Origin of the sequence: Aminobacter niigataensis, assembly GCF_946995915.1 — a bacterium.
Classification (GTDB): domain Bacteria; phylum Pseudomonadota; class Alphaproteobacteria; order Rhizobiales; family Rhizobiaceae; genus Aminobacter; species Aminobacter niigataensis.
This window is the reverse complement of sequence record NZ_OX341517.1, coordinates 3,027,076-3,048,185: the sequence shown is the minus strand read 5'-3', so window position 1 is coordinate 3,048,185 and position 21,110 is coordinate 3,027,076. Positions and strand designations below refer to the sequence as shown.

The 21,110-nt window shown below is 63.2% G+C and carries 26 protein-coding genes; 16 read left to right on the top strand and 10 right to left on the bottom strand.

Going from position 1 to position 21,110, the window contains the following annotated elements:
* The first annotated feature begins 37 nt into the window (after positions 1-37).
* Positions 38-673 (top strand): class I SAM-dependent methyltransferase, encoded by a 636-nt coding sequence (locus O1Y97_RS14860; protein ID WP_183260763.1) that lies wholly within the window; start codon positions 38-40, stop codon positions 671-673.
* A 15-nt stretch (positions 674-688) separates the two neighbouring features.
* On the opposite strand, the gene O1Y97_RS14855 is transcribed toward O1Y97_RS14860, so the two are convergent.
* Entirely contained in the window at positions 689-2,557 is a 1,869-nt protein-coding gene (locus O1Y97_RS14855; RefSeq protein WP_318761520.1) for a L,D-transpeptidase family protein, read from the bottom strand.
* Between the two features lie 256 nt (positions 2,558-2,813).
* On the opposite strand from O1Y97_RS14855, the gene O1Y97_RS14850 reads away from it, so the two are divergent.
* Positions 2,814-3,209, top strand: coding sequence for a rhodanese-like domain-containing protein (locus O1Y97_RS14850; protein WP_108607913.1), 396 nt, complete (start codon positions 2,814-2,816; stop codon positions 3,207-3,209).
* 10 nt (positions 3,210-3,219) lie between these two features.
* Here the strand turns inward: O1Y97_RS14850 and O1Y97_RS14845 are convergent, their stop codons facing one another.
* Positions 3,220-4,152 (bottom strand): alpha/beta fold hydrolase, encoded by a 933-nt coding sequence (locus O1Y97_RS14845; RefSeq protein WP_318761519.1) that lies wholly within the window; start codon positions 4,150-4,152, stop codon positions 3,220-3,222.
* 47 nt (positions 4,153-4,199) lie between these two features.
* On the opposite strand from O1Y97_RS14845, the gene O1Y97_RS14840 reads away from it, so the two are divergent.
* On the top strand, positions 4,200-4,649 hold the full coding sequence (locus tag O1Y97_RS14840; protein ID WP_108607911.1) for a MarR family winged helix-turn-helix transcriptional regulator: 450 nt from the start codon (positions 4,200-4,202) through the stop codon (positions 4,647-4,649).
* A 5-nt stretch (positions 4,650-4,654) separates the two neighbouring features.
* Here the strand turns inward: O1Y97_RS14840 and O1Y97_RS14835 are convergent, their stop codons facing one another.
* The 3 genes from O1Y97_RS14835 to O1Y97_RS14825 form a co-directional block, all read right to left on the bottom strand.
* Complete coding sequence (locus O1Y97_RS14835) at positions 4,655-5,539, bottom strand: protein-methionine-sulfoxide reductase heme-binding subunit MsrQ (protein ID WP_318761518.1); 885 nt, start codon at positions 5,537-5,539, stop codon at positions 4,655-4,657.
* A gap of 114 nt (positions 5,540-5,653) precedes the next feature.
* Positions 5,654-6,265, bottom strand: a complete 612-nt coding sequence (locus tag O1Y97_RS14830; RefSeq protein ID WP_318761517.1) for a pyridoxamine 5'-phosphate oxidase family protein — start codon at positions 6,263-6,265, stop codon at positions 5,654-5,656.
* 60 nt (positions 6,266-6,325) lie between these two features.
* Positions 6,326-6,679: a gamma-butyrobetaine hydroxylase-like domain-containing protein gene (locus O1Y97_RS14825; protein ID WP_108607908.1), complete on the bottom strand. Its 354-nt coding sequence runs from the start codon at positions 6,677-6,679 to the stop codon at positions 6,326-6,328.
* A 207-nt stretch (positions 6,680-6,886) separates the two neighbouring features.
* On the opposite strand from O1Y97_RS14825, the gene moaA reads away from it, so the two are divergent.
* The 10 genes from moaA (at position 6,887) to O1Y97_RS14775 (ending at position 14,844) form a co-directional block, all read left to right on the top strand.
* Positions 6,887-7,882, top strand: coding sequence for a GTP 3',8-cyclase MoaA (gene moaA, locus O1Y97_RS14820; protein ID WP_318761516.1), 996 nt, complete (start codon positions 6,887-6,889; stop codon positions 7,880-7,882).
* Positions 7,883-8,000: 118 nt separating this feature from the next.
* On the top strand, positions 8,001-8,405 hold the full coding sequence (locus tag O1Y97_RS14815) for a hypothetical protein (RefSeq protein ID WP_318761515.1): 405 nt from the start codon (positions 8,001-8,003) through the stop codon (positions 8,403-8,405).
* Between the two features lie 91 nt (positions 8,406-8,496).
* Entirely contained in the window at positions 8,497-9,417 is a 921-nt protein-coding gene (locus O1Y97_RS14810) for a DMT family transporter (protein WP_318761514.1), read from the top strand.
* A 4-nt stretch (positions 9,418-9,421) separates the two neighbouring features.
* Positions 9,422-10,039: a molybdenum cofactor guanylyltransferase MobA gene (gene mobA / locus O1Y97_RS14805; RefSeq protein ID WP_318761513.1), complete on the top strand. Its 618-nt coding sequence runs from the start codon at positions 9,422-9,424 to the stop codon at positions 10,037-10,039.
* Positions 10,039-10,551 (top strand): molybdopterin-guanine dinucleotide biosynthesis protein B, encoded by a 513-nt coding sequence (mobB, locus tag O1Y97_RS14800; protein ID WP_318761512.1) that lies wholly within the window; start codon positions 10,039-10,041, stop codon positions 10,549-10,551. Before mobA ends, mobB begins: the two co-directional genes overlap by 1 nt.
* A gap of 161 nt (positions 10,552-10,712) precedes the next feature.
* A complete protein-coding gene (locus O1Y97_RS14795) occupies positions 10,713-11,492 on the top strand; it encodes an ABC transporter substrate-binding protein (RefSeq protein WP_318761511.1) in 780 nt (259 codons plus the stop codon).
* A 127-nt stretch (positions 11,493-11,619) separates the two neighbouring features.
* Positions 11,620-12,333: an ABC transporter permease gene (locus O1Y97_RS14790; protein ID WP_108607902.1), complete on the top strand. Its 714-nt coding sequence runs from the start codon at positions 11,620-11,622 to the stop codon at positions 12,331-12,333.
* A complete protein-coding gene (locus O1Y97_RS14785) occupies positions 12,330-13,160 on the top strand; it encodes an ABC transporter permease (protein WP_108607901.1) in 831 nt (276 codons plus the stop codon). Before O1Y97_RS14790 ends, O1Y97_RS14785 begins: the two co-directional genes overlap by 4 nt.
* 103 nt (positions 13,161-13,263) lie before the next feature.
* Positions 13,264-14,133: an NAD(P)-dependent oxidoreductase gene (locus O1Y97_RS14780; RefSeq protein ID WP_318761510.1), complete on the top strand. Its 870-nt coding sequence runs from the start codon at positions 13,264-13,266 to the stop codon at positions 14,131-14,133.
* Positions 14,134-14,142: 9 nt separating this feature from the next.
* Positions 14,143-14,844, top strand: coding sequence for a DNA alkylation repair protein (locus tag O1Y97_RS14775; protein WP_318761509.1), 702 nt, complete (start codon positions 14,143-14,145; stop codon positions 14,842-14,844).
* Here O1Y97_RS14775 and O1Y97_RS14770 read toward each other — a convergent pair whose 3' ends face one another.
* From O1Y97_RS14770 to O1Y97_RS14755, 4 genes are all read right to left on the bottom strand, one after another.
* A complete protein-coding gene (locus O1Y97_RS14770) occupies positions 14,845-15,336 on the bottom strand; it encodes an Lrp/AsnC family transcriptional regulator (RefSeq protein WP_108607898.1) in 492 nt (163 codons plus the stop codon).
* Positions 15,337-15,435: 99 nt separating this feature from the next.
* Positions 15,436-16,062 (bottom strand): uracil-DNA glycosylase family protein, encoded by a 627-nt coding sequence (locus O1Y97_RS14765; RefSeq protein ID WP_318761508.1) that lies wholly within the window; start codon positions 16,060-16,062, stop codon positions 15,436-15,438.
* Between the two features lie 2 nt (positions 16,063-16,064).
* Positions 16,065-16,676 (bottom strand): glutathione S-transferase, encoded by a 612-nt coding sequence (locus O1Y97_RS14760; protein WP_318761507.1) that lies wholly within the window; start codon positions 16,674-16,676, stop codon positions 16,065-16,067.
* Positions 16,677-16,723: 47 nt separating this feature from the next.
* On the bottom strand, positions 16,724-17,341 hold the full coding sequence (locus O1Y97_RS14755; protein ID WP_318761506.1) for a thermonuclease family protein: 618 nt from the start codon (positions 17,339-17,341) through the stop codon (positions 16,724-16,726).
* A 76-nt stretch (positions 17,342-17,417) separates the two neighbouring features.
* Between O1Y97_RS14755 and O1Y97_RS14750 the strand changes: the two genes are divergently transcribed.
* The gene (locus O1Y97_RS14750; RefSeq protein WP_318761505.1) at positions 17,418-18,938 is read left to right on the top strand and encodes a sensor histidine kinase; all 1,521 of its coding nucleotides are present in this window, start codon (positions 17,418-17,420) and stop codon (positions 18,936-18,938) included.
* Here O1Y97_RS14750 and O1Y97_RS14745 read toward each other — a convergent pair whose 3' ends face one another.
* Positions 18,939-19,934 carry a nicotinate-nucleotide--dimethylbenzimidazole phosphoribosyltransferase gene (locus tag O1Y97_RS14745; protein ID WP_318761504.1) on the bottom strand — a complete coding sequence of 332 codons (996 nt, stop codon included), beginning with the start codon at positions 19,932-19,934 and terminating at the stop codon, positions 18,939-18,941.
* A 227-nt stretch (positions 19,935-20,161) separates the two neighbouring features.
* On the opposite strand from O1Y97_RS14745, the gene O1Y97_RS14740 reads away from it, so the two are divergent.
* Together O1Y97_RS14740 and O1Y97_RS14735 are read left to right on the top strand one after the other, a co-directional pair.
* The gene (locus tag O1Y97_RS14740) at positions 20,162-20,392 is read left to right on the top strand and encodes a DUF1289 domain-containing protein (protein ID WP_318761503.1); all 231 of its coding nucleotides are present in this window, start codon (positions 20,162-20,164) and stop codon (positions 20,390-20,392) included.
* A gap of 15 nt (positions 20,393-20,407) precedes the next feature.
* The gene (locus O1Y97_RS14735) at positions 20,408-21,109 is read left to right on the top strand and encodes a TIGR02281 family clan AA aspartic protease (protein ID WP_318761502.1); all 702 of its coding nucleotides are present in this window, start codon (positions 20,408-20,410) and stop codon (positions 21,107-21,109) included.
* The last annotated feature ends 1 nt before the right edge of the window (position 21,110 follow it).

Sequence of the window (21,110 nt, the reverse complement as noted above, 5' to 3'; positions counted from 1 at the left end):
TAGATTATTTTCCCAAGCGTCCTTCTTGGGGCCTACCATGCTCACAGCATTCGATGAATGGAGTGGCGTAGCGAACGGCTCCCAACCCTTTTGGGAGAGCAGAGCTCAGATCATCGCCAAACTTATTCGCGCTACAGACTCTGTACTGGACATCGGCGCAGGAAACAGGAAACTTTCTCGGTTTATTCCAAAAACGTGCGAATATACTCCGGTCGATTGCGTTGCCGACCTTCCTGGAACTTTCGTCGTTGATTTTAATCAGGACTTCCAATTGCCAGGCGTTAACTTCGACGTCGTCGTCTGCGCCGGATTTCTCGAATACTTGGACGACGTTCCAGCCTTCTTTCGACAGATGGCGCTGCACGCTCCGGGTCGCCAAATTATATTTACGTACCTTTTTCACGATAGGAAAATGCGGCGCACCGAGATGTGCGTCCACAATGATTTTCCGACATCGCAAGCCATGCTTGGCGCCATTTGCACCTATCTCTCGCACGTCGACGTATTCGCATTCGACCGCGAAACTGCCTATTACAATGCCACCCTGTCGAGCGGCGAAACCATCCCCACCGTCAACCCTGTCCTCATCACGGAACTGCTTGCCATCCCGGAATCTGCTCCGATGAGATTCATTCGCCGCATGAACCGATCGATCAAAAAGCGCTTGCCCTAGATCGCCCCCGGAAAATCAGATGCTCGGCGCTCGTGCCGCTTCGGTCCGGCTCATCGCGTCCTTGAGCTTGGCATCGCGGTCGTAGACGTCGCCGAAATATTCGACCTTGCCGTCGAGGTCCGGCCAGGCCGTGAAATAGGCGACATAGACCGGGATCTTGCGCGTCACCTTCTCGAAGGAATGGCCCTGCTTCAGCTTGGCCGCGATATGATCGACGTCGGTGCCGAGCACTGCCGCCGCCATGCCGCGCGGATCCGAAAGCCGGATGCAGCCGTGGCTGAAGGCGCGGCTGTCACGGTCGAACAGCGCCTTCTGCGGTGTGTCGTGCATGTAGATCGCATGCTTGTTGGGGAACAGGATCTTGAGTTCGCCAAGCGCATTCGCCTCACTCGGCGCCTGGCGCACGCTGAACGGCACCTTGGCGCCATACTGGCCCCAGTCGATCGCCGACGATGGAATGCGCTTGCCGCGCGAATCGGTGACCTCGTAGCCGGCACGGTCGAGATAGCTCGGATCGTTGCGCAGGCGCGGCAGCATCTCGTTGACGATGATCGACTGCGGCACGCCCCAATAGGGATTGTAGTCGACCTGTTCGATCTCATCCTGGAAGAAGCTGGTCTGGTTGGTGGTCTTGCCGATCACCGTCTTCATCTTGAGCTTTTCGACACCGCCGTCGATGTAGCTGGCGGTATAGGCGGGCTGGTTGATGAACACCCGCGGACTGCCGAGGTCTGAAGGCAGCCAGCGCAACTGTTCGAGCGCCACCAGCACCTTGTCCAGCCTGTCGGCCTTGGACGTGCCGGCAAGGGTCGCCACCGTGCGTGGGCCGACCACGCCATCGGGTTTCAGCCCTGCCCGCTTCTGCACGGCTTCGATCACCGGCACCAGCTCAGGCACATAGATCTCGCTCGCGCCCAGCCTTGCCAGCGTCTCGCCATACTCGCCGCCCATCTCGTCGTCGAGGTCGCGTGCGATCAGATGCAGCAGCTTGGGCAGTTCCGGGCTCGTCTCGCCCGGCTTCAGCAGCAGCTTGGCGTCGACGACGATGTCGTTTTCCTCGCTCGCGCGAAGTGCTTCCAGTTCGACGCGTAGCGCCTGATATTCCGGGTTCTTCGGGTGATAGCCCTCCAGCAGGGCGCGCGCGTCCTGCGACTGGCTCAGGCTCTTCAGCACGCCGACCATGTCGAGCGGCTTGGCCGCGAAATCGTAGTAGCCGGAGATGCGGTTCGGGTCGATGCGGCCGCCCTGCGCGTCGTGAACGTAGCGCAGCGCGCGCACCGACATCGCCATCTCGAATCGGATCAGCGTCTTCAGCCGACCGGCGGTGTCATCAGCTGCGAAGGCAGCTTGCGGCACAGCGACGGAATAATCCGCCGGCATCAGCCCGTGGCCTGCCGCATCGCTCAAGCTGCGGATGGCGTCTTCGGCACGGCTGTTGGCTACCTGGCCGGTGACCCAGATGAAATCGGGATTGGCCGAATAGTAGTCGAGCAGCGCCTTGGCGATCTCTTTTTCGGCAACGAGGTTGAAATCACTCAGGCCGGCAAGCGCCTCGCGAAACGCGGTGCCGGCGAGCGAGGGCTCCAGCGACACCGACTGCGTGGTCGGCACCAGCTTGGAGAAATCGACGGGCACCATCTGGTCGATCTTGTAGGTGTAATAGGATGGCGCGCTGATCTTTGCCGGCGCAGCCCGTTTCGGCGGCGCCTTGCGCGGCGGTGGCGGGAACTCGCCCTGCGGCTGCCTGTAGTTACGGTTGTTGCCGCCGCCAAACAGGATGTCGAAGAAATTCTGCGCACCGGCCTGCGGCGCACCCATGGCGAGCGTCGCTGCCAAGGCCGCAAGAGGAAGAGAGATCGGCTTTTTCAGGAAAGAAAGCGTCATTAATTACCCATCCCCTGCCGGAATCGCCCTACGCACCGATGGAAGATTTCTTGTCACCCCATGTCGGATGTAAGGCGCTCCTGCATCGATTCATACCGATAACGTTAAGCTTTCATAAATTTCCCGACAGCTGTTGCCGAACAGTTTCACATCATCGTGAGGCAGTCGGGCGGCTGGCACAATCCGATGCCAATGACATGCGGCCCGTCTTCATGCGAGAACTTCGCACTCCAAGACAAGTTGACGTGAGGTCAAGGTGAAGAAGGGTTATCGCGAACTGCTCGACGAAGCCAACGCGGTGGTCGAGGTGGTCTCGCCCGAAGAGGCGGCGACCTTGCTCGACGACCCGGACACCGTCTTCGTCGACCTTCGCGACCCCCGCGAGGTGCAGCGCGAAGGCCGGATACCGGGTGCCCAGCACTGCCCGCGCGGCATGCTCGAATTCTGGATCGACCCTGAGAGCCCGTACCACAAGGCGTTCTTCTCAAGCGGCAAGAGCTTCGTGTTCTTCTGCGCCGGCGGCTGGCGTTCGGCGCTCGCGGCCAAGACGGCGCAGGAGATGGGACTGGAGCCAGTGCGGCATATCCTCGGCGGCTTCACCGCCTGGCGCGATGCCGGCCTGCCAACCGAACCGGGCGAGAAGAAGGGCTGATCGCGATCAACTACGCAGCGCTCTCGTGGCGTTCCAGTACCGTTTCGAGCACCAGCGAGTTCCTGACAAAGCCGACGCCCTCGTCCACGACGCGGGCGTCGGAAAGGATGCGCCGATGGCCGAGGCCTTCGGCCCAGAACAGCCTGACATGGCGTCCGGCACCTGCCATCGCGCGTGCGTCCTTGGCCGAGACCTCCCTGTCGTCGGGGGCATGGATGATCAGCGTCGGAATGCTCAGGCGCATCAGCAGCCTCGAACTGACGAACTGATGGATCGGGGTTCCGGTCACGCGTTCGACCTGGCCTGCGATGGCGTGCTGCGTGCGGGCACCGAGATTGATGTAACGTCCGAAATCCTCGAACAGGCGGGGCATCGAATCGGGCGCGGCAATAAGCACCAGCCGCTTGGCCGAAAGCGGCGCAAATCCCTTGACCGTTCCCGCAGCGGCATTGACCGCAACAGCACCACCGAAGGAATGGCCGACGATCGCCTCGAACGGCCCGAACCATTGTCCGGCGAGCGTGGCGGCCTCGACCGCTTTCGCCATGTCGAGCGCGCGACCGAGCGAGCCGCCATGGCCTGGCAGGTCGAGCGAGACCACCCGATAGCCGGCACTGAGGTAACCTTCGATCAGCGCCCGCATGTATTCGGTGCGCGAACGCCAGCCATGGATGACCAGCACCGTTCCGGCCTGTGCTCGTCCCTGGGCCGGGCGGAATTCATGGATGGCGACACATCCCTTCCGCGTCTTGATTCGGTGATGGCGCGCCTCGGCCATGAAGTCGGCGGCCCGGGCGATGGCCCGCTTTTCGGCCTCCGACAGCGACTTTTCGCCTGGCGTGCGCCGGAAAAGCTCGAATGCGGCGCGGCCGGCAAGCCGCGGCGAAACGAACTCGGCAGCCCCAAACAGGCGCCGGATGACCTTCAGCCCGATTGATGCCATAGTGCGCGCCCATCCATAAGTTCAATCATGAACATAATAGTTCAATCATGAACAATAAGCAAGATTTGCCGTGGGACAACCCGCGGTTCCGCAACTGGGTCGCGGTGGCGAAGGCGTGCCATTCGATGGAGCGCGCCCTGGCGACCGCTTTGCAGCCCCACGACCTCAAGCCGGCGCAGCTGGATGTGCTGATGAACCTCTACCGGCATCCGGGCATGTCGCAGCACGATCTCGCGCGCAAACTGCTGGTCGGTCGTTCCAACATCACCATGCTGCTGCCGCAGCTTGAGAAGCGCTCGCTGGTCAGCCGCGAGGCCGACGCCAAGGACAGGCGCATCATGCGGCTGACGCTGACGGCGGATGGCGAAGCCCTGCTGATGCGGGCGCTGAAGGCTTATGGCGCGCTGATCGAAAAGGCGATGAGCGCCTCGACGCCCGAGCAATGCGATCTCATCGGCGCGCACATGCTGCGTGTCGCCGATGCCCTGAAGGACTAGAGGGTTCAGGCGCTGGCCCGTGCTACCCGCCTGCCTCGCGGCGCATCGGCCTTTCCCATCGACCTGACATAGCCGAGCACGGCAACGCTGAGTCCGGTCGCCAGGATCCACCACGCCGGCCGGATCGAATAGGAAAACTGCAGGTTGGCCGCAAGCACGCGGCGAGGCTCCACACCGGTCGCCAGCCCATACCATGCGGCCTCGACGACGACGGTCGCCAGCGCCGCCGCAATCGCAATGGCAATCAGCACCCATGGCGATGTCAGGCTGAGGCCGCGCCACTGCGCCAGCCGGTAGAACATCAGCAGCATGAAGAAGCCGGCCATCAGGGTCGGCTCGTAGACATCGGCCTTAGACTGCATGAAGAAATGCAGCGCCGCCAGAATGCCGATGCCGTAGACGATCTTGTGCAGGCGGTTCCAGTTGCGCCCGAGCTTGCTGATCGCAGCATCGGTCGAGGTCGCACCGAGTGCTACAAGGCCAAGCAGCGCTACAAGGCCGATCGTCAGGTAGATGCGCAGCGCGATTTCGCTGACAACGCGCGCAACGTTCCAGTTCTGGTCGAAGAAATACAGAACGAGGTGGCCGAGCGCGTAGCACAGCGCCGCAATGCCGAGCATGCGGCGGATGAGGATGAGCTTCGGCCATTGGCCGATGCGGCGCAGCGGCGTGACCGCCAGCGACAGAAGCAGGAAGCGGATCGCCCAGTCGCCGGTGTGGTGGATGGCGGCCGTGAAGGGTCGCGGGCCAAGCAGGCCTCCCGTCGGAGCAGCCGACGGAAACCCTGTCGCGGCGTAATAGGCCAGAAGCAGCGCCGGCACGAGCGTGCCGACGAAGGCCGCAGCCTTCAGTGGCGACAGTTTTCCGGCGCGGTCGGTCCAAGGCTTCATGCGAAAATGGCTCCAGCAGCTTTGCCGGGTATACGTCGCGAAAGCCGCAAAAGTTACCTTAGCACGATCACGTTGTGTTGAGCCGCCGGGCTGTCGCCCTCGAGCCGACAGGCCCTACCACATCGACGTCTTCGCACGCTCCGGCCATTCGCGATCATATGTTTCACCGTCGATGCTGGCCCGGCTGGTCACGGCGAGGATCTGTCCAGGCGTCGGCAGCGACTTCGCGTCGACATGCCGTTCCGGGTTCCACAAATCGGACCGGACGATCGCTCGCGCGCACTGGAAATAGACGGCATCGACCTCGATCACCGTCACCGAACGTGCCGGCTTGCCTTCGACGGTGAAGGACGCACACAGCTCGGCATCGATGCTGATGCCGGCGCGGCCGTTGACGCGCAGCGTCGTACCCGAGCCCGGCACCAGAAACAGCAAAGCCACGCGCGGGTCGCGGACGATGTTCTTCAGCGAGTCCGCACGGTTGTTGCCGCGCCGGTCAGGCATCATCAGCGTGCGTGGGTCGTGGATGCGCACGAAGCCGGCAAGATCGCCGCGCGGCGAGCAATCGAGCCCCTCCGGTCCGCTGGTCGCCAGGGAGACGAAGGGCGAGGCCTCGATGAAGGCGGCATATTCGGGGATGATGTGGTCGAGTTCCTTGACCAGCGACGTTTCGCCGGGAAGCCCGTACAGCGCTTCAAGTTGCTCAATCGTCGAGATCACCGACATCGCCCTGCCTTTCGTTTCCGCTCCTCTTAGCCGGCCAATGTGAACGGCCGGCGACAGGTTCTATCGCTCGCGGCTCATGCCCTTCTGGGCCAGTTCATCGAGATACTCCTGCCAGCGCTTGTCCTTCTCATGGCTAAGCGTGTGCAGGTAGTTCCAGGTGAAGATGCCGGTGTCGTGGAAATCGTCGAAGGTGATGCGCACCGCGTAGTTGCCCACCGGTTCGATCTTGAGGATGGTGATATCCTTCTTGCCGGGCACGGTCACGCGCTGCTCCGGCGAGTGCCCCTGCACCTCGGCCGATGGCGAAAGCACCCGCAGCAACTCGGCGGACAGTTCGGACGGACGATGATCCGGGAAGGTCACCGTCAACAGCTTGCGGTCCTTGGAGACCCTCAATTCTTTCGGTGCCGTCATGATCCATCCTGCCAATTTGAACTGCCCTTCACTACTGCGCTTCGAACGCCGCGAAAAGCACTAACACCATGCAAGCCCGACAAGGAGCGCGACGCTACCCCAGGGAAAGAAACTTTCATCTTGATTGACAGCCGCATGCGTACAACATAGCCGTAATAGGCAGGCGCCACAGAAGACGCCACAGAACTGGGAACGGAAGCGCAGCGCATGGACATGATCGATCCTTTCGGTCGCTCGATCAGCTACCTTCGCGTGTCGGTTACGGACCGCTGCGATTTCCGTTGCACCTATTGCATGGCCGAAGACATGGCCTTCCTGCCCAAGAAAGACCTGCTGTCGCTCGAAGAGATCGACAGGCTCTGCACCGTGTTCATCGAAAAGGGCGTCAAGAAGCTGCGCCTGACCGGCGGCGAACCGCTGGTGCGCAAGAACATCATGTACCTTGTCCGCCAGCTGTCGCGTCACCTCGACAGCGGTGCCCTCGAAGAGTTGACGCTGACCACCAACGGCTCGCAACTGTCACGCTTCGCCCGGGAACTCGCCGATTGCGGCGTCAAGCGCATCAATGTTTCGCTGGACACGCTCGACGCCGACAAGTTCCACGCCATCACGCGCTGGGGCAACCTCGCCAAGGTGATGGAAGGCATCGATGCTGCCCAGGCCGCCGGCCTGCACATCAAGCTCAATGCCGTGGCGCTCAAGGGCTTCAACGATCTCGAAATCCCCGAGATGCTGCGCTGGGCCAACGGCCGCGGCATGGATCTGACCGTCATCGAGACCATGCCGATGGGCGAGATCGATGGCGACCGCACCGACCAGTACCTGCCGCTGTCGTTGCTCCGGGCCAATCTCGAGCGCCAGTTCACGCTGACCGACATCCCGTTCAAGACCGGCGGCCCGGCACGCTATGTCCAGGTCGCCGAGACCGGCGGCCGGCTCGGCTTCATCACGCCGATGACGCATAATTTCTGCGAGAGCTGCAACCGGGTCAGGCTGACCTGCACCGGGACGCTCTATATGTGCCTCGGCCAGAACGACGACGCCGATCTCAGGGCACCGCTGCGCGCATCCGAGGGCAACGAGATTTTGTCGGACGCCATCGACGAGGCAATCGGACGCAAGCCCAAGGGCCACGACTTCGTCATCGATCGCCGCACCAACCGGCCGGCCGTCTCGCGCCATATGAGCGTGACCGGCGGCTGAGCGGAGCGGCATCCACCGCAGAGGCAAGGCAGCTCGAAGGGGTACTGGTGGCATGGCTTACCGGGTCGCAGCGGCGCTGTCCGCGATCTTGCTCGCAATTTCGTCCGCACCACCCGCAATGGCCAAGCCTTTCATCTACACCAACGCCCGCTTCGGCACGTCGGTGACGTTCCCGCTCGATATCTTCACCGATCGCGCCGGGGAGCCGGCCAACGGCGACGGCATGACCTTCGTGGCCGCGGATGGCGCGAGCCTTGCCGTCTATGGCTCCAACAATGCCCTCGACCAGACGCCGGAGCAGTTGGCCGATTTCAGCTCTGAAGGGATGGAGGTCACCTATCGCAAGGTCGGCAAGGACTGGGTCGCGCTCTCTGGGCACGACGGAGCGGATATCTTCTACCATCGCCTGGAGTTTGGCCGCGACGGCGTCATCCATGCATTCATGCTCAAGTACCCCGCCGCCGCCAAGTCGAAATACGACCCGCTCGTCCGTGCGATCGCCGATAGCCTCGTCGGGCCGTGATGACGTAGCGGCCACTGGTCCATGCGTTTGCCATTGCTGTTTTGCGCGCCAATGCTAAAGCCGTAGGCAACAGCAGCAACGGAAAGCCCAAGTGCCACTTTCCTCGAATATCCGCGGCTCCATGTTCATGGTGGTCGCAATGGCCGCCTTCACCTTCAACGACACGCTGAGCAAGCTCGCCGCCGAGACGATCAATCCGGGCCAGCTCATGCTCGTGCGTGGACTGTTCGCCACGACGCTGATCAGCCTGCTGGCCTGGCAGCAGGGCGCTTTGAAGGGGGTGGGCCAGTTTTGGCATCCGATGGTGTTCTTGCGCCTGGTCGGCGAGGTCGGCGGCACCATCTGCTTCCTTGCGGCCCTGCCGCATCTGCCGCTGTCCAACATCTCGGCCGTGCTCCAGGCGCTGCCGCTGGCGGTCACCATGGGGGCGGCATTGTTTCTCGGCGAAGGCGTGGGCTGGCGCCGCTGGCTGGCCATCGTCGCCGGTTTCGGCGGCGTGCTGATCATCGTGCGACCGGGCTTTGAAGGCTTCAACGCCTTTTCGCTGCTAGCGCTGCTTTCGGTCGCCTTCTGCGCGGTGCGCGACCTGGCGACGCGCAAGATTCCCGATCACGTCCCCTCCCTGTTCGTCTCGACGGTCACCACCATTGTCATCACCGTCACCGGGGCGCTGACGATCGTGCCTTTCGGCGGCTGGGTGCCGATGACGTTCGAGCTCGTCCTCTTTCTCGCTGGCGCCGCAGTCCTGGTGCTGTTCGGCTACCAGTTCGTGATCATGGCGATGCGCGAAGGCGAAATCTCCTTCATCGCGCCGTTCCGCTACACCGCGCTGATCTGGGCGATCACGCTCAGCGTCGTGGTCTTCGGCGATATCCCCGATCTCGCGATGATGGCCGGCGCGGCCGTCATCGTCGCATCGGGCCTCTATTCGCTCTATCGCGAGCGCGTCGTCGGCCACAGCCGGCCGGCCGCCGAGAGCACCAGCGCCTCCATGGCGCCCGACGGGATCTAACAGCATGGCAGGGCAGATCGCAGGCCTCATCCTCGCCGGCGGCCGTTCGAGCCGGATGGGCGGCACCGACAAGACGCTGCTGCCGCTCGGCGGACGTCCGATGATCGGGCGTGTGCTCGATCGCCTTCGGCCCCAGGCTGCCCCGATCGCCATCAACACGAACGCCGACCCCACGCTTTTCACCAGCTTCGGCGTGGAAATCATCGCCGACACGATCGCCGGCTATCAGGGCCCCTTGGCGGGAATTCTCGCAGGGATGGAATGGGCAGCTCAGAACCTCGGCTGCAGCCACGTCCTCAGCGTCGCCGGCGATACACCATTTTTTCCAGCCGATCTTGCCAAGCAATTGGCATCCGGCGGAAGCCGAGGCGCTGTGGCCGCCTCGAACGGGCGTGTACACCCCACTTTCGCGCTGTGGCCACTGTCGCTGCGCGATGCGCTTGCGGCGTTTCTGGAAAGTGGCGATACCCGCAGGGTGATGACGTTCATCGAACAGGCAGGCCTGCAAGTGGTGGATTTTCCAAACGAGCAGTTCGGCGCAAGGACCGTCGATCCGTTCTTCAACATCAATACGCCTGAGGACCTCACCGAGGCCGAACGGATTCTGGACGGAGCCAACTGATGGCGCATCGCGTATTCGGCATCACCGGATGGAAGAATTCCGGTAAGACGACCTTGACCGAGCGGCTGGTGAGCGAACTGGCCGGGCGCGGCTGGAAGGTTTCGACCATCAAGCACGCGCACCATGATTTCGACATCGACAAGCCCGGGGCCGACAGCTTCCGCCATCGCGAGGCCGGCGCGACGGAGGTCGCCATCGTATCAGGCCGACGCTGGGCCTTGATGCACGAGTTGCGCGGCGAGGACGAGCCCACGCTCGACGAGGTTCTGGCGAGGCTAGGGCCTTGCGACCTGGTGTTGATCGAGGGCTACAAGCGCGAAAACCATCTCAAGATCGAGGCGCGGCGACTAGAGGCGAAGGACCGTTCGCCGCTGACCGCCAAGGACCCCGCAATCGTCGCCATCGCCTCGGATCATCCGGTCGAGGGCGAACAGGTGCCGGTGTTCGGCATCGACGACATCAAGTCGATCGCCGACTTCGTCGAAGCAAGATCGGGCCTTACCAAACACTGACGCAGCGTCACCGGAGATGTTCACAGCAGCCGCTGCAACAACCCTTTTTGCCATTGATTTTCAACTGAAAAGAGTGGGAGTATCCGCCCCATCGGCGGAAATTTTCCGCTCAACGGCCGAATGGACAGGAACCGGCCGAAAGCGAAAAAGAGAGGAACACTATGGGTATTTCCATGCGTATCGCCCTGGCAGCATCGGCTGCACTTGCACTGACCATCGGCATGGCTCAGGCGCAGGAAAAGACGATCAAGATTGCCACCGAAGGCGCATACCCTCCCTACAACAACCTCACCTCGGACGGTAAGCTCGTCGGCTTCGATGTCGACATAGCCAACGCGCTCTGCGACGAGATGAAGGCCAAGTGCGAGATCGTCGCCCAAGAGTGGGACGGCATGATCCCTGCCCTCCAGGCCGGCAAGTTCGACGCCATCATCGCCCAGATGTCGATCACGCCTGAGCGCAAGGAGAAGATCGATTTCTCCAAGAAGTACATCAACACGCCTGCCGTGATCGCCGCCGCCAAGGACAGCGACATCAAGGGCGTGACCAAGGAAGACCTCGCCGGCAAGACGATCGGCGTTCAGGGCTCGACCATCCACTACAACTACGCCGAGAAGGTCTTCACCGACAGCGAGATCAAGTCGTACCCGACCGCCGAGGAGTACAAGCTCGACATGGCCAATGGCCGTCTCGATGCGGTCAGCGACGACGCTGTGACCATGGGGAACTGGCTGGAAACGGCCGATGGCGCCTGCTGCAAGATCGTCGGCACGATCCCGAACATGCCTGAAATTCACGGCGATGGCGCCGGCGTCGGCGTCCGCAAGGGCGATACCGCGCTGGCCGACCAGTTCACTGCAGCGATCGCGGCCATTCGCGCCAACGGAAAGTACAAGGAAATCAACGACAAGTACTTCAAGTTCGACGTTTATGGCGATTGAGCCGTCGATGGCCTGAAAACTGAACAGGCGGCGGGACAAGTTCCCGCCGTTTGGCTAACATAACAACAAGCCGCCATCAAAGGCGGCGGCACTCCGGCCACCGGAGGCCAAAGGGGACAGCCGACCGATGCAAAGCGTCTGGGCGCTTCTGAGTTTCGGACCCGACGGGTGGGGTGACGATCTTGCCTATGGCGTGCTCGTCACTGTTTCGCTCGCTTTGGTCACACTGCCGCTCGGGCTTCTGATCGGCTTCCTGGTGGCGCTCGCCAAGCAATCGAGCGAAGCGTCCATGAGGCTCGCCGGCAACATCTACACCACAATCTTCCGCGGCCTGCCGGAACTGCTGACGCTGTTCCTGGTCTTCTATGGCGCCCAGATCGGCATCCAGCAGGTGGTGCGGCTGGTGCGGCCCGAGGCCGTCGTCGAGATCAACAGTTTCGTTGCCGGCATGCTCGCGCTTGGCGTGGTCTTCTCGTCCTACGCCAGCGAGGTTTTCCTCTCCGCCTTTCGCGCCATTCCCCGCGGCCAATACGAGGGCGGCTATTCCGTCGGCCTGTCGTCGCGCCAGACCATGCGGCTGGTGATCCTGCCGCAACTCGTCCGTATCGCCCTGCCCGGCTTGTCCAATCTCTGGCTCATCCTGCTCAAGGACACAGCGCTCGTATCGGCCATCGGCCTGACCGACATCGTGCGCCAGAGCAGCATCGCCGCCCGCGTTACCAAGCACGCGTTCATGTTTTTCGGCGTCGCCTGCCTCATCTACCTGGCGCTCGCCATCATCTCGTCCTTCGGCATCGGCGCCATCGAACGCTGGGTCGGCAAGCGGGAGGCGCAGCGATGAGCGCTTCCAGCGAGACGGCAGTCAAGGTCCAACGCCCGCCGGCGCCGCCGCGCGGCTGGTCGCGCGAACGCATCATGGGCTGGGCCTTTGTCGGCCTTTGGGCCGCGCTAGGCATAGGCCTTGTCACCTATCTGTTCAGCGCATGGAATCCCGAGCTCTTCGCCAAATACGCGCCCTCCTATCTTTCCGGCCTGCGCGTCACGCTGACGCTCGTCGCGGTTTCTATCGTGCTGGGCGCCATCCTGTCGCTGCCGATCTGCTACGCCCGCATGTCGAAGAACCGCGTGCTGAACGCAGTTTCCTACGGCTATGTCTACTTCTTCCGCGGCACGCCCCTGCTCGCGCAGACCTTCCTGATCTATTACGGCTTCGGCTCGTTCCGGCCACAGCTGGAGGCGGTCGGCTTGTGGAGCTTCTTCCGCGAAGCCTGGTATTGCGCCGTCTTCGCCTTCGCGCTCAATACCGCAGCCTACCAGGCCGAGATCCTGCGCGGCGCCATCGAAAGCGTCGGAAAAGGCCAGTGGGAGGCAGCTTCGGCCCTCGGCCTGTCGAAGCTGCAGACGCTCTATAAGATCGTGCTGCCGCAGGCGCTGATTGTTGCTCTGCGGCCTTACGGGAACGAAATCATCCTGATGATCAAGGGCTCTGCCATCGTCGCCATCATCACCGTCTACGATCTGATGGGCGAGACCCGCCGCGCATTTTCGCGCACCTTCGACTTCCAGACCTATCTCTGGGCCGCCCTGCTCTATCTGTCGCTGGTCGAGGCCTTGCGCCATCTGGTGGACTGGATCGAACGGCGCATTACCCGTCACCTGCATCGCTGAGCTGGCGGCCGAAGCTGCTGGCCCAACCACGATCGTCTTGACGAATTCGTCCCATGGCATAGACCACGGGCACCAGAACATTTGCACTTCGAAAGGGTGAGCCATGGCATCGGTCGCGTTCCTTGGTCTTGGAGTTATGGGCTATCCCATGGCGGGCCATCTCAAGAACAAGGGCGGGCACGACGTCACCGTCTACAACCGCACGCTGGCGAAGGCTCAGAAATGGGCTGACCAGCATGGCGGTGCTTTTGCGCCGACGCCGGCCGAAGCAGCCATCGGCAAGGATTTCGTCTTCGCCTGCGTCGGCAATGACGACGACCTGCGCGAGGTCACCATCGGCGCCCAGGGTGCGTTCCAGTCGATGAAGAAGGGCGCCGTGTTCATCGACAACACCACGGCCTCGGCCGAAGTCGCCCGCGAGCTCGATGCCGCAGCCAAGGCCGGCGGCTTCCACTTCCTCGACGCGCCGGTATCCGGCGGCCAGGCCGGAGCCGAAAACGGCATTCTCACCGTCATGGTCGGCGGCGAACAGGACGCATTCGACCGCGCCAAGCCGGTCATCGATTCCTTCGCCCGCATGGTCGGCCTGATGGGGACGGCGGGAGCCGGCCAGTTGACCAAGATGATCAATCAGATCTGTATCGCGGGCCTCGTCCAGGGTCTCGCCGAAGGCATCCATTTCGGCAAGAAGGCCGGCCTCGACATCGAGAAGGTGGTCGATGTCATCTCCAAGGGGGCCGCCGGCTCCTGGCAGATGGAGAACCGCCACAAGACCATGAATGCCGGCAACTACAATTTTGGCTTCGCCGTCGACTGGATGCGCAAGGACCTCGGCATCTGCCTCGAGGAGGCCGACCGCAACGGCGCCAAGCTGCCGGTGACCGCCCTCGTCGACCAGTTCTACAAGGACGTGCAGGGCATGGGTGGCAAGCGCTGGGACACCTCGTCGCTGCTCGCCCGCCTCGAGAAATAGTGCCGCAAGATGGCCCTGTCGCCGGCATCGACCGCCGATGAGGTCGTGGCGCATCTGCGCACGCTCTCTTCCGAGGAGAACCGGGCCGGCATGGCGCGCTTCGGCATTGCCACCGACCGGGCGCTCGGCATCCCGAATGCCGTGCTCAACCCGATCGCAAGGCAGGTGAAGCGCGATCATATCCGCGCGGCGGCTCTATGGGCCACTGATATCCGCGAGGCGCGCCTGCTGGCGATCCTGACCGACGAGCCTTCACAGGTGAAGCGGACCCAGATCGACGCCATGGCGGCGGAGTTCGACAGCTGGGAGATCGTCGACCATGCCGCCCACCTCGTTTGCGGGGCCAGGCTGGCCCATGAAATCATCCCGGCCTATGCCGCCGATGAGCGCGAATTCGTCCGCCGCACCGCCTTCTCGACCATTGCCACGGCCGCCATGCACCTGAAGAAAGAGCCCGACGACACATTCGTCACCTGGCTCGGGCTGGTCGAGGCGCACGCCGGCGACAGCAGGAATTTCGTCAAGAAGGCGGCCAATTGGGCGCTCAGGCAGGTGGGCAAACGCTCGCTCACTCTCCACGCCCCGGCACTGGCAGTGGCGGAAAAACTGGCGGCGTCATCCGACAAGACGGCGCAATGGATCGGCAAGGACGCAGTACGCGAACTCACCGATCCCAAGACGCTCGAACGATTGAAGGCGAAGACGCGCTGATCAGGCGGCCGACGCGCCGCTTTCCTTGTCGAGCATCATGTAGTCGAGTGGCATTTCGGTCGTATACTTGATCTGCTCCATGGCGAAGGAAGACGACACATCGCGGATCTCGATCTTGGCGATCAGCCGCTTGTAGAACGCGTCATAGGCGGCGATGTCGGGCACGACGACCCGCAGAAGATAATCGACGTCGCCGCTCATGCGGTAAAACTCGATTACCTCGGGGAATTCCTGGATCACTTCCGAGAAGCGGCGCAGCCATTCGTGGCTGTGCGAATTGGTCCGGATCGCCACGAAAACAGTGACGCGCGCATTGATCTTCTCGGGGTCGAGCAGCGCCACGCGGCGCTTGATGACGCCCTCTTCCTCCAGCTTCTGGATGCGACGCCAGCACGGCGTGGTGGACAGGCCGACTTTCTTGGCGACGTCGGCGACGGCCAGTGTCGCGTCCTCCTGAAGGAGGCGAAGAATTTTCCTGTCGAGGCGGTCCATATGCGGGCTCCGTTAGAAAAGGTTCGCCATAATCCCGTCATTTCCCCCATCATACAAGAAAGGAATTCTCCGCGCACCCTGCATCTTCGGTATTGATTTCTATTTCGACCGACCAAGACGATTTCGGATTTCTGCCTTGAGAAAAGGCAGCAATTCCATTTCGAACCAGGGATTCCGCTTGGCCCAGGCGAAGGTGCGCCAGGATGGATGCGGCAAGGGCAGCAAATGCGGCGATGACGAACGCTCCCAGATGCCTCGCCATCCGGCCACGGTTTCGGTGAGCGTACCGGCACGCGTGGTCCCCAGGTGCCATCGCTGCGCATACTGACCGACAGCCAGAACGAGGTCGACCTGCGGCATCAGCGCCATCAGCGGGGCCCGCCACGCCGGCGCGCACTCCCGCCGCGGCGGCAGGTCGCCGCCATTGGCATCCTGGCCGGGAAAGCAAAAGCCCATCGGCACGATGGCAAAGGCATTCGGATCGTAAAAGGTCTCGGATGTTACGCCCAGCCAGTCCCGCAGCCTGTCGCCGGAAGCGTCGGTGAAGGGGGCGCCGCTCAGGTGCACCTTGGTGCCGGGCGCCTGGCCGGCGATGAGTATCCGTGCCGTGCAAGACGGCATCACCACCGGCCTCGGCTCGTGCGGCATGGGCTTGCCCACGGGGCGCTCGACGCAGATGCGGCAGGCCTTGATCTCCGTGACGAGACGGTCGAGTTCCAGTGACATGATCAGGCGCCGGCGCTCGGCCGCGCTGCCAGTGCCCGATACCAGCGCCAGACGTTGGCAAGATCATCCGGGATGACGATCCGTGCGGGCTTCATGAAATCGATGGCGATCAGCCCGGTGATATCGGCGATGGAATAGGCATCGCCGGCAGCGAATTCGCGCCCGGCGAGTTCCTTGTCGAGCAGGGCCAGGAACGCAAGCACCTTGGGCTTGTTGGCCTCCCCCCACTCGGGAACCTGCGGCACCTCCCATTCCTTCATCGCCGGATGGATGTGGCGGAACGCAAATCCCACCGGAAGGAACAGGTTGAACTCGATGCGCCTCTGCCACATCTCGACCTGCGCCTTGCCCAGCGCGCCGTGGCCGAACAGGGCAGGCTCGGGATTCAGTTCCTCGAAATAGCGGCAGATCGCGACCGATTCAGTGAGGATGGTGCCGTCGTCGAGTTCGAGCACAGGCAGGCGCTGCAGCGGATTGCGCGAGGAAACATCCTCCTTCTTGTGCCCCATCGCGCCCATGTCGACGCTGACCATGGGGACCTCAATGCCCTTCTCCGCGAGAAACACGCGAACGCGCCTCGGATTCGGCGCGCGCCCTCCATCAAACAGCTTCACCAGCTCTGCCTCCAAGTTGCTGCGCCCCCGCAACTATAGGCCTCAAGTCACGAGAAACGAAAGATTTCACGCAGCCAGTTGAGGATGCGTCCGTAGCTGCCGTGTTCGATCTCGACCATGTCGCCATGCACGCTGCGCCAGTCGCGCGGTCGGTCGAACTCGCCTGCCCAAAGCCCCTTGCGGTCGCGGCGCGCCGTCGCTTCCTCGGCCTCGTAGCCGCCATAGGCGATTGCCCAACCGGCCTCCACCTGGGCGCGATTGAGGTCGGTGTTGCCGACGCTGCACGCCCCCAGCAGCCGTCCGTACTTATCCCGCTCCCAGCCGGCGCAGGTCACCTGGCGCCCTGCGACGAGTTTCGACAGTGCTTCGCGCGAACGTCGGCCGCACGGATATTCGCCGCCATCCTTGCTGCAGATCTGCGAGAATTCCGGCGCATCGATGCCGCGCAGGCGGATGCGTTCGCTCCCAAGCGTGATCGAATCGCCATCGTTGATGACCGCAGCACCCTGGGTCGTGCGGGTTTCGAACCGATCGAGCCGCGCCGAAACGAGGATCAGCAGCCCCATCACCAGCGCTGCCAAAAAATAGTCGGCGAGCTTGCGCCAGCGGCTGCGCGGACGCCTGAAATACCGCTGCCGCGGCCTGCCCGACCACGAACGGCTCATATGGCAAACAATCCCTTAATCATTCGGACGTAGCGTGCGGGTGTAATCTAGGCGCGCGCGAAAATCGAAATATCACATGCCGTTGCAACGCTCTAACACGGCGGACAAGATCATTGTGGACCGCAGGAAACGCCATCGCAACAGCGATGTCGCGCGTGCTGTGCGCAAGACACGCGATCGCCTGTCACAGCAGCCCGGCGGGCTGGTCTTCGACCGCGAACTCCTGAAGCTCCACGCCAATTCGATCGTCGCCAATTCTGCCACGCTTCCGCTTCTGGTCGTCGTTTTTGCCGGCTGCGGAATGACGATTGGCGCCGATTCCGGCATCCTGACATGGGCTCTGGTTGCCGTCCTCGGCTACATCGGCCTGGCCATTCTTGCCCGCCGTGCCGATGAGGCGACAGCAGCCGCGATGACCCCGGCGGCGATCCGCCGTAATTTCCTCGTCGGCCATTTCGTCACCGGCCTGGCCTGGGCCTATCTAGCGGCGATGTCGTGCGCTGCCTGCGACCCCAACCTGCTCGCCATCGTCAAGGGCGTCTTCCTGCTTGTCGCCATGGCCGTGACCGCAATCGTTGCATCGTCGCTGCGCGGCGCACTGGCAGTGACGTTCGTCGTACCTGTAGCGGCCTATGCCGCCTTCGGTGTCAAGCTGACCGAGCCGCTCGGCGCGATCATGGCGGTACTGCTGGTCGCTGCCCTGCCGTTCTTTTCCTATGTCGCCAAGATCATGAACCGGTCGGCGCTGATGCTGATGTCGTTCCGCTCGGAAATGGACGCCCTCATCGCCGAACTGGAGACGGCAAAGGCCATGTCCGACGAGGCGCGCCGCCGCGCCGAAGACGCTAACCTTGCCAAGTCGCGCTTTCTCGCCACGATGAGCCACGAACTGCGCACGCCGCTCAACGCCATCCTCGGCTTTTCCGAGGTCATGGCCGGCGAGGTCCTGGGCCCGATCAACAGCCCGACCTATCGAGAATACTCCCGCGACATCCACGATTCCGGCCAGCACCTGCTCGATCTCATAAACGAGATCCTCGACCTGTCGCGCATCGAGGCCGGCCGCTACCAGCTCAACGAAGAACCCCAGCAGTTGCTCTCGATCGTCGAGGACTGCTGCCACATGATGGAGCTCAAGGCGCGCAACAAGGATTTGCGGATCATCGAGCAATTCGAGCCCGCGCTGCCGCGCCTGCTCGGCGACGAGCGCGCCATCCGCCAGATCACGCTCAACCTTCTGTCCAATGCCATCAAGTTCTCGCCAACCGGCAGTGATATCCGCGTGCGGGTGGGCTGGACCGCCGGCGGCGGTCAATACATCTCCGTCAAGGACAACGGCCCAGGCATTCCGGCCGAGGAGATCCCGGTCGTGCTGTCGGCATTCGGCCAGGGCTCGATCGCCATCAAGAGCGCGGAACAGGGCACCGGCCTTGGCCTGCCGATCGTGCAGGGACTGCTCGCGCTCCATGGCGGCGAGTTCGATCTGCGTTCGAAGCTGCGCGAGGGCACGGAGGCGATCGCCATCTTCCCGGCAGCGCGGGTGATCGACGGCCTGCCCACCACGTTGCAGCCGCGCAGTGCTGCCGGTAGCCGCTAGCTATTTGACGGCCGCAGCCATACCGGAGCTGATCTGTGATGCCGTCTTGACCAGACCGGCGGCAAGGCCCGCCCCCACAGCCTCGCCATGGTCGATACCCAGGCCCAGCAAGGGCCTCGCGCCAAGCTTCGCCAGCAGGCGGGCATGGCCCGGCTCCGTCGAGACATGCGAGAACATGCAATGGTCGAGTGCCGTGGGATTGACGGCGTAAAGCACGGCAGCAGCAGCAGACGTTGCGAACCCATCGAGCAGCACCGGGATTTTCTCCATGCGTGCGGCAAGGATTGCGCCAGCGATCGCGGCAAACTCGCGCCCGCCGAGACGGCGCAGCACCTCAAGCGGGTCCTTGAGATGATCGCCATGCAGCGCCAGCGCACGGTCGACCACTGCGGCCTTGCGTGCCTGCATCGCGGCATCGGCACCGGAGCCAGGTCCAACCCAGTCGGCGCCCTTGCCACCAAACAGCGCCGCCGAAAGCGCGGCCGCGACCGTCGTGTTGGCGACACCCAGATCGCCGATGCAGAACAGGTCGGTGCCGCCGGCGATCGCCTCCATGCCGAACGCCATGGTGGCAGCGCAACCGCGTTCGTCGAGCGCCGGCTCGACGGTGATGTCTGCCGTCGGCAGGTGCAGCGCCAGGTCGAACACCTTGAGCCCGAGATCATGGGCGACGCAGATCTGGTTGATCGCCGCCCCGCCGGCAGCGCAGAGCTCGACGCGCTGGGCCGTCGCTTCCATGGGCCGTGGCGAAACACCCTGGGCAACCACGCCATGGTTGCCGGCAAAGATGGCAACAAGGGGCTTGAGCACCGTGGGCGGCGCGCGGCCGGTCCAGCGCGCCAGCCAGGCAGCAATATCCTCGATGCGCCCGAGCGAGCCTTTCGGCTTGTCGGCCTTGGCAAACAGTGCCCACACCTTGCCGGCTTGAGCCACGTCGCCTTCAGGCAGATGGGCAAACAAGTTGCGGAAATCGTCAAATGGGGAAGCGGTGGTCATGATAGCGGGCCTGCCGTTCGAAATGGTCGCCTGCGCAATAGCCCCCTCGCGCAACGAAAACAATCGCGGCATGGCGTCCGGCAGGCCTGCACCATGAACAGGATGCCACCCTGCGCTGGCCGTCGGACTTGCATTCCCTTGGCGGTTGCACCATCTGGTGGCGGCAGCTTGCATGTTGCGGTGGCCTACGGCTCCCGGCATAGTCTGCGCCACTGCCACCGGATTCCATGATGGCCATCGAATCGCCCTGCATCCTCGTCTGCTCCATCGACATGGTCACCGGCTACTGCTTCGGTTGCGGACGCACGCGCGAAGAGATCGGCGCCTGGCTCGACATGACGCCGGAAACGCGCCGCGCCGTGATGGCCGCGCTTCCCGCCCGGCTCGATACCGTCGAACGCAAGCCGCGCCGGGAAACCCGTCGCACGCGCATGGCCCGCGAACGCGGCGCCGTCTGAGGATTCGCACAAGACATGAGCCGGCTTTACTGGATTGCCATTGCGGTGCTCGGCGGCGGACTGCTGCTTTTGCTGTTCAACGACTCGTCCGGCGAGACCCTTGGTCTCGGCAATGACAGCTTCGGCCAGCTGATCTATCTCGGCGCGCTCGTCATGGTCATCGGGGCCGGCGTCCTAGCTCGGGGAACGCGGCTGGGCGATACGCTGAGAAGCCTGGCGCTGTGGGTGGTGATCGTGCTCGTGCTGGTCGCCGGCTATCAGTATCGCTACGAGCTACAGGATATTGCCAGCCGCGTGACGGCTGGCCTGGTGCCGGGCAGCCCGATGTCGGCGCTTGACGGCGACGGCCGCGCGACGGTGACGCTCGACAAGCTGCCGAACGGGCATTTCGGCGCACGCCTGCAGATCAATGGCGCGACCATCCAGGCGATGGTCGACACCGGCGCCACCAGCACCGTGCTCACCGTGGCCGACGCCCGGCGCGCGGGTTTCGATCCCGAGAGCCTGAACTTTTCAGTTCCCGTGTCGACCGCCAACGGCGTCGCCCATGCCGCCCGCATAACCGCCGGCAGCATCCAGCTCGGCACGATCGAGCGCAAGAACATGCCCATGCTCGTCGCCGATCAGGGCCTTGAGCAGAGCTTGCTGGGCATGAATTTCATCGGCTCGCTGTCGGGTTTCGACGTGCGCGGCGACCGGATGATCCTCCGCGACTGAG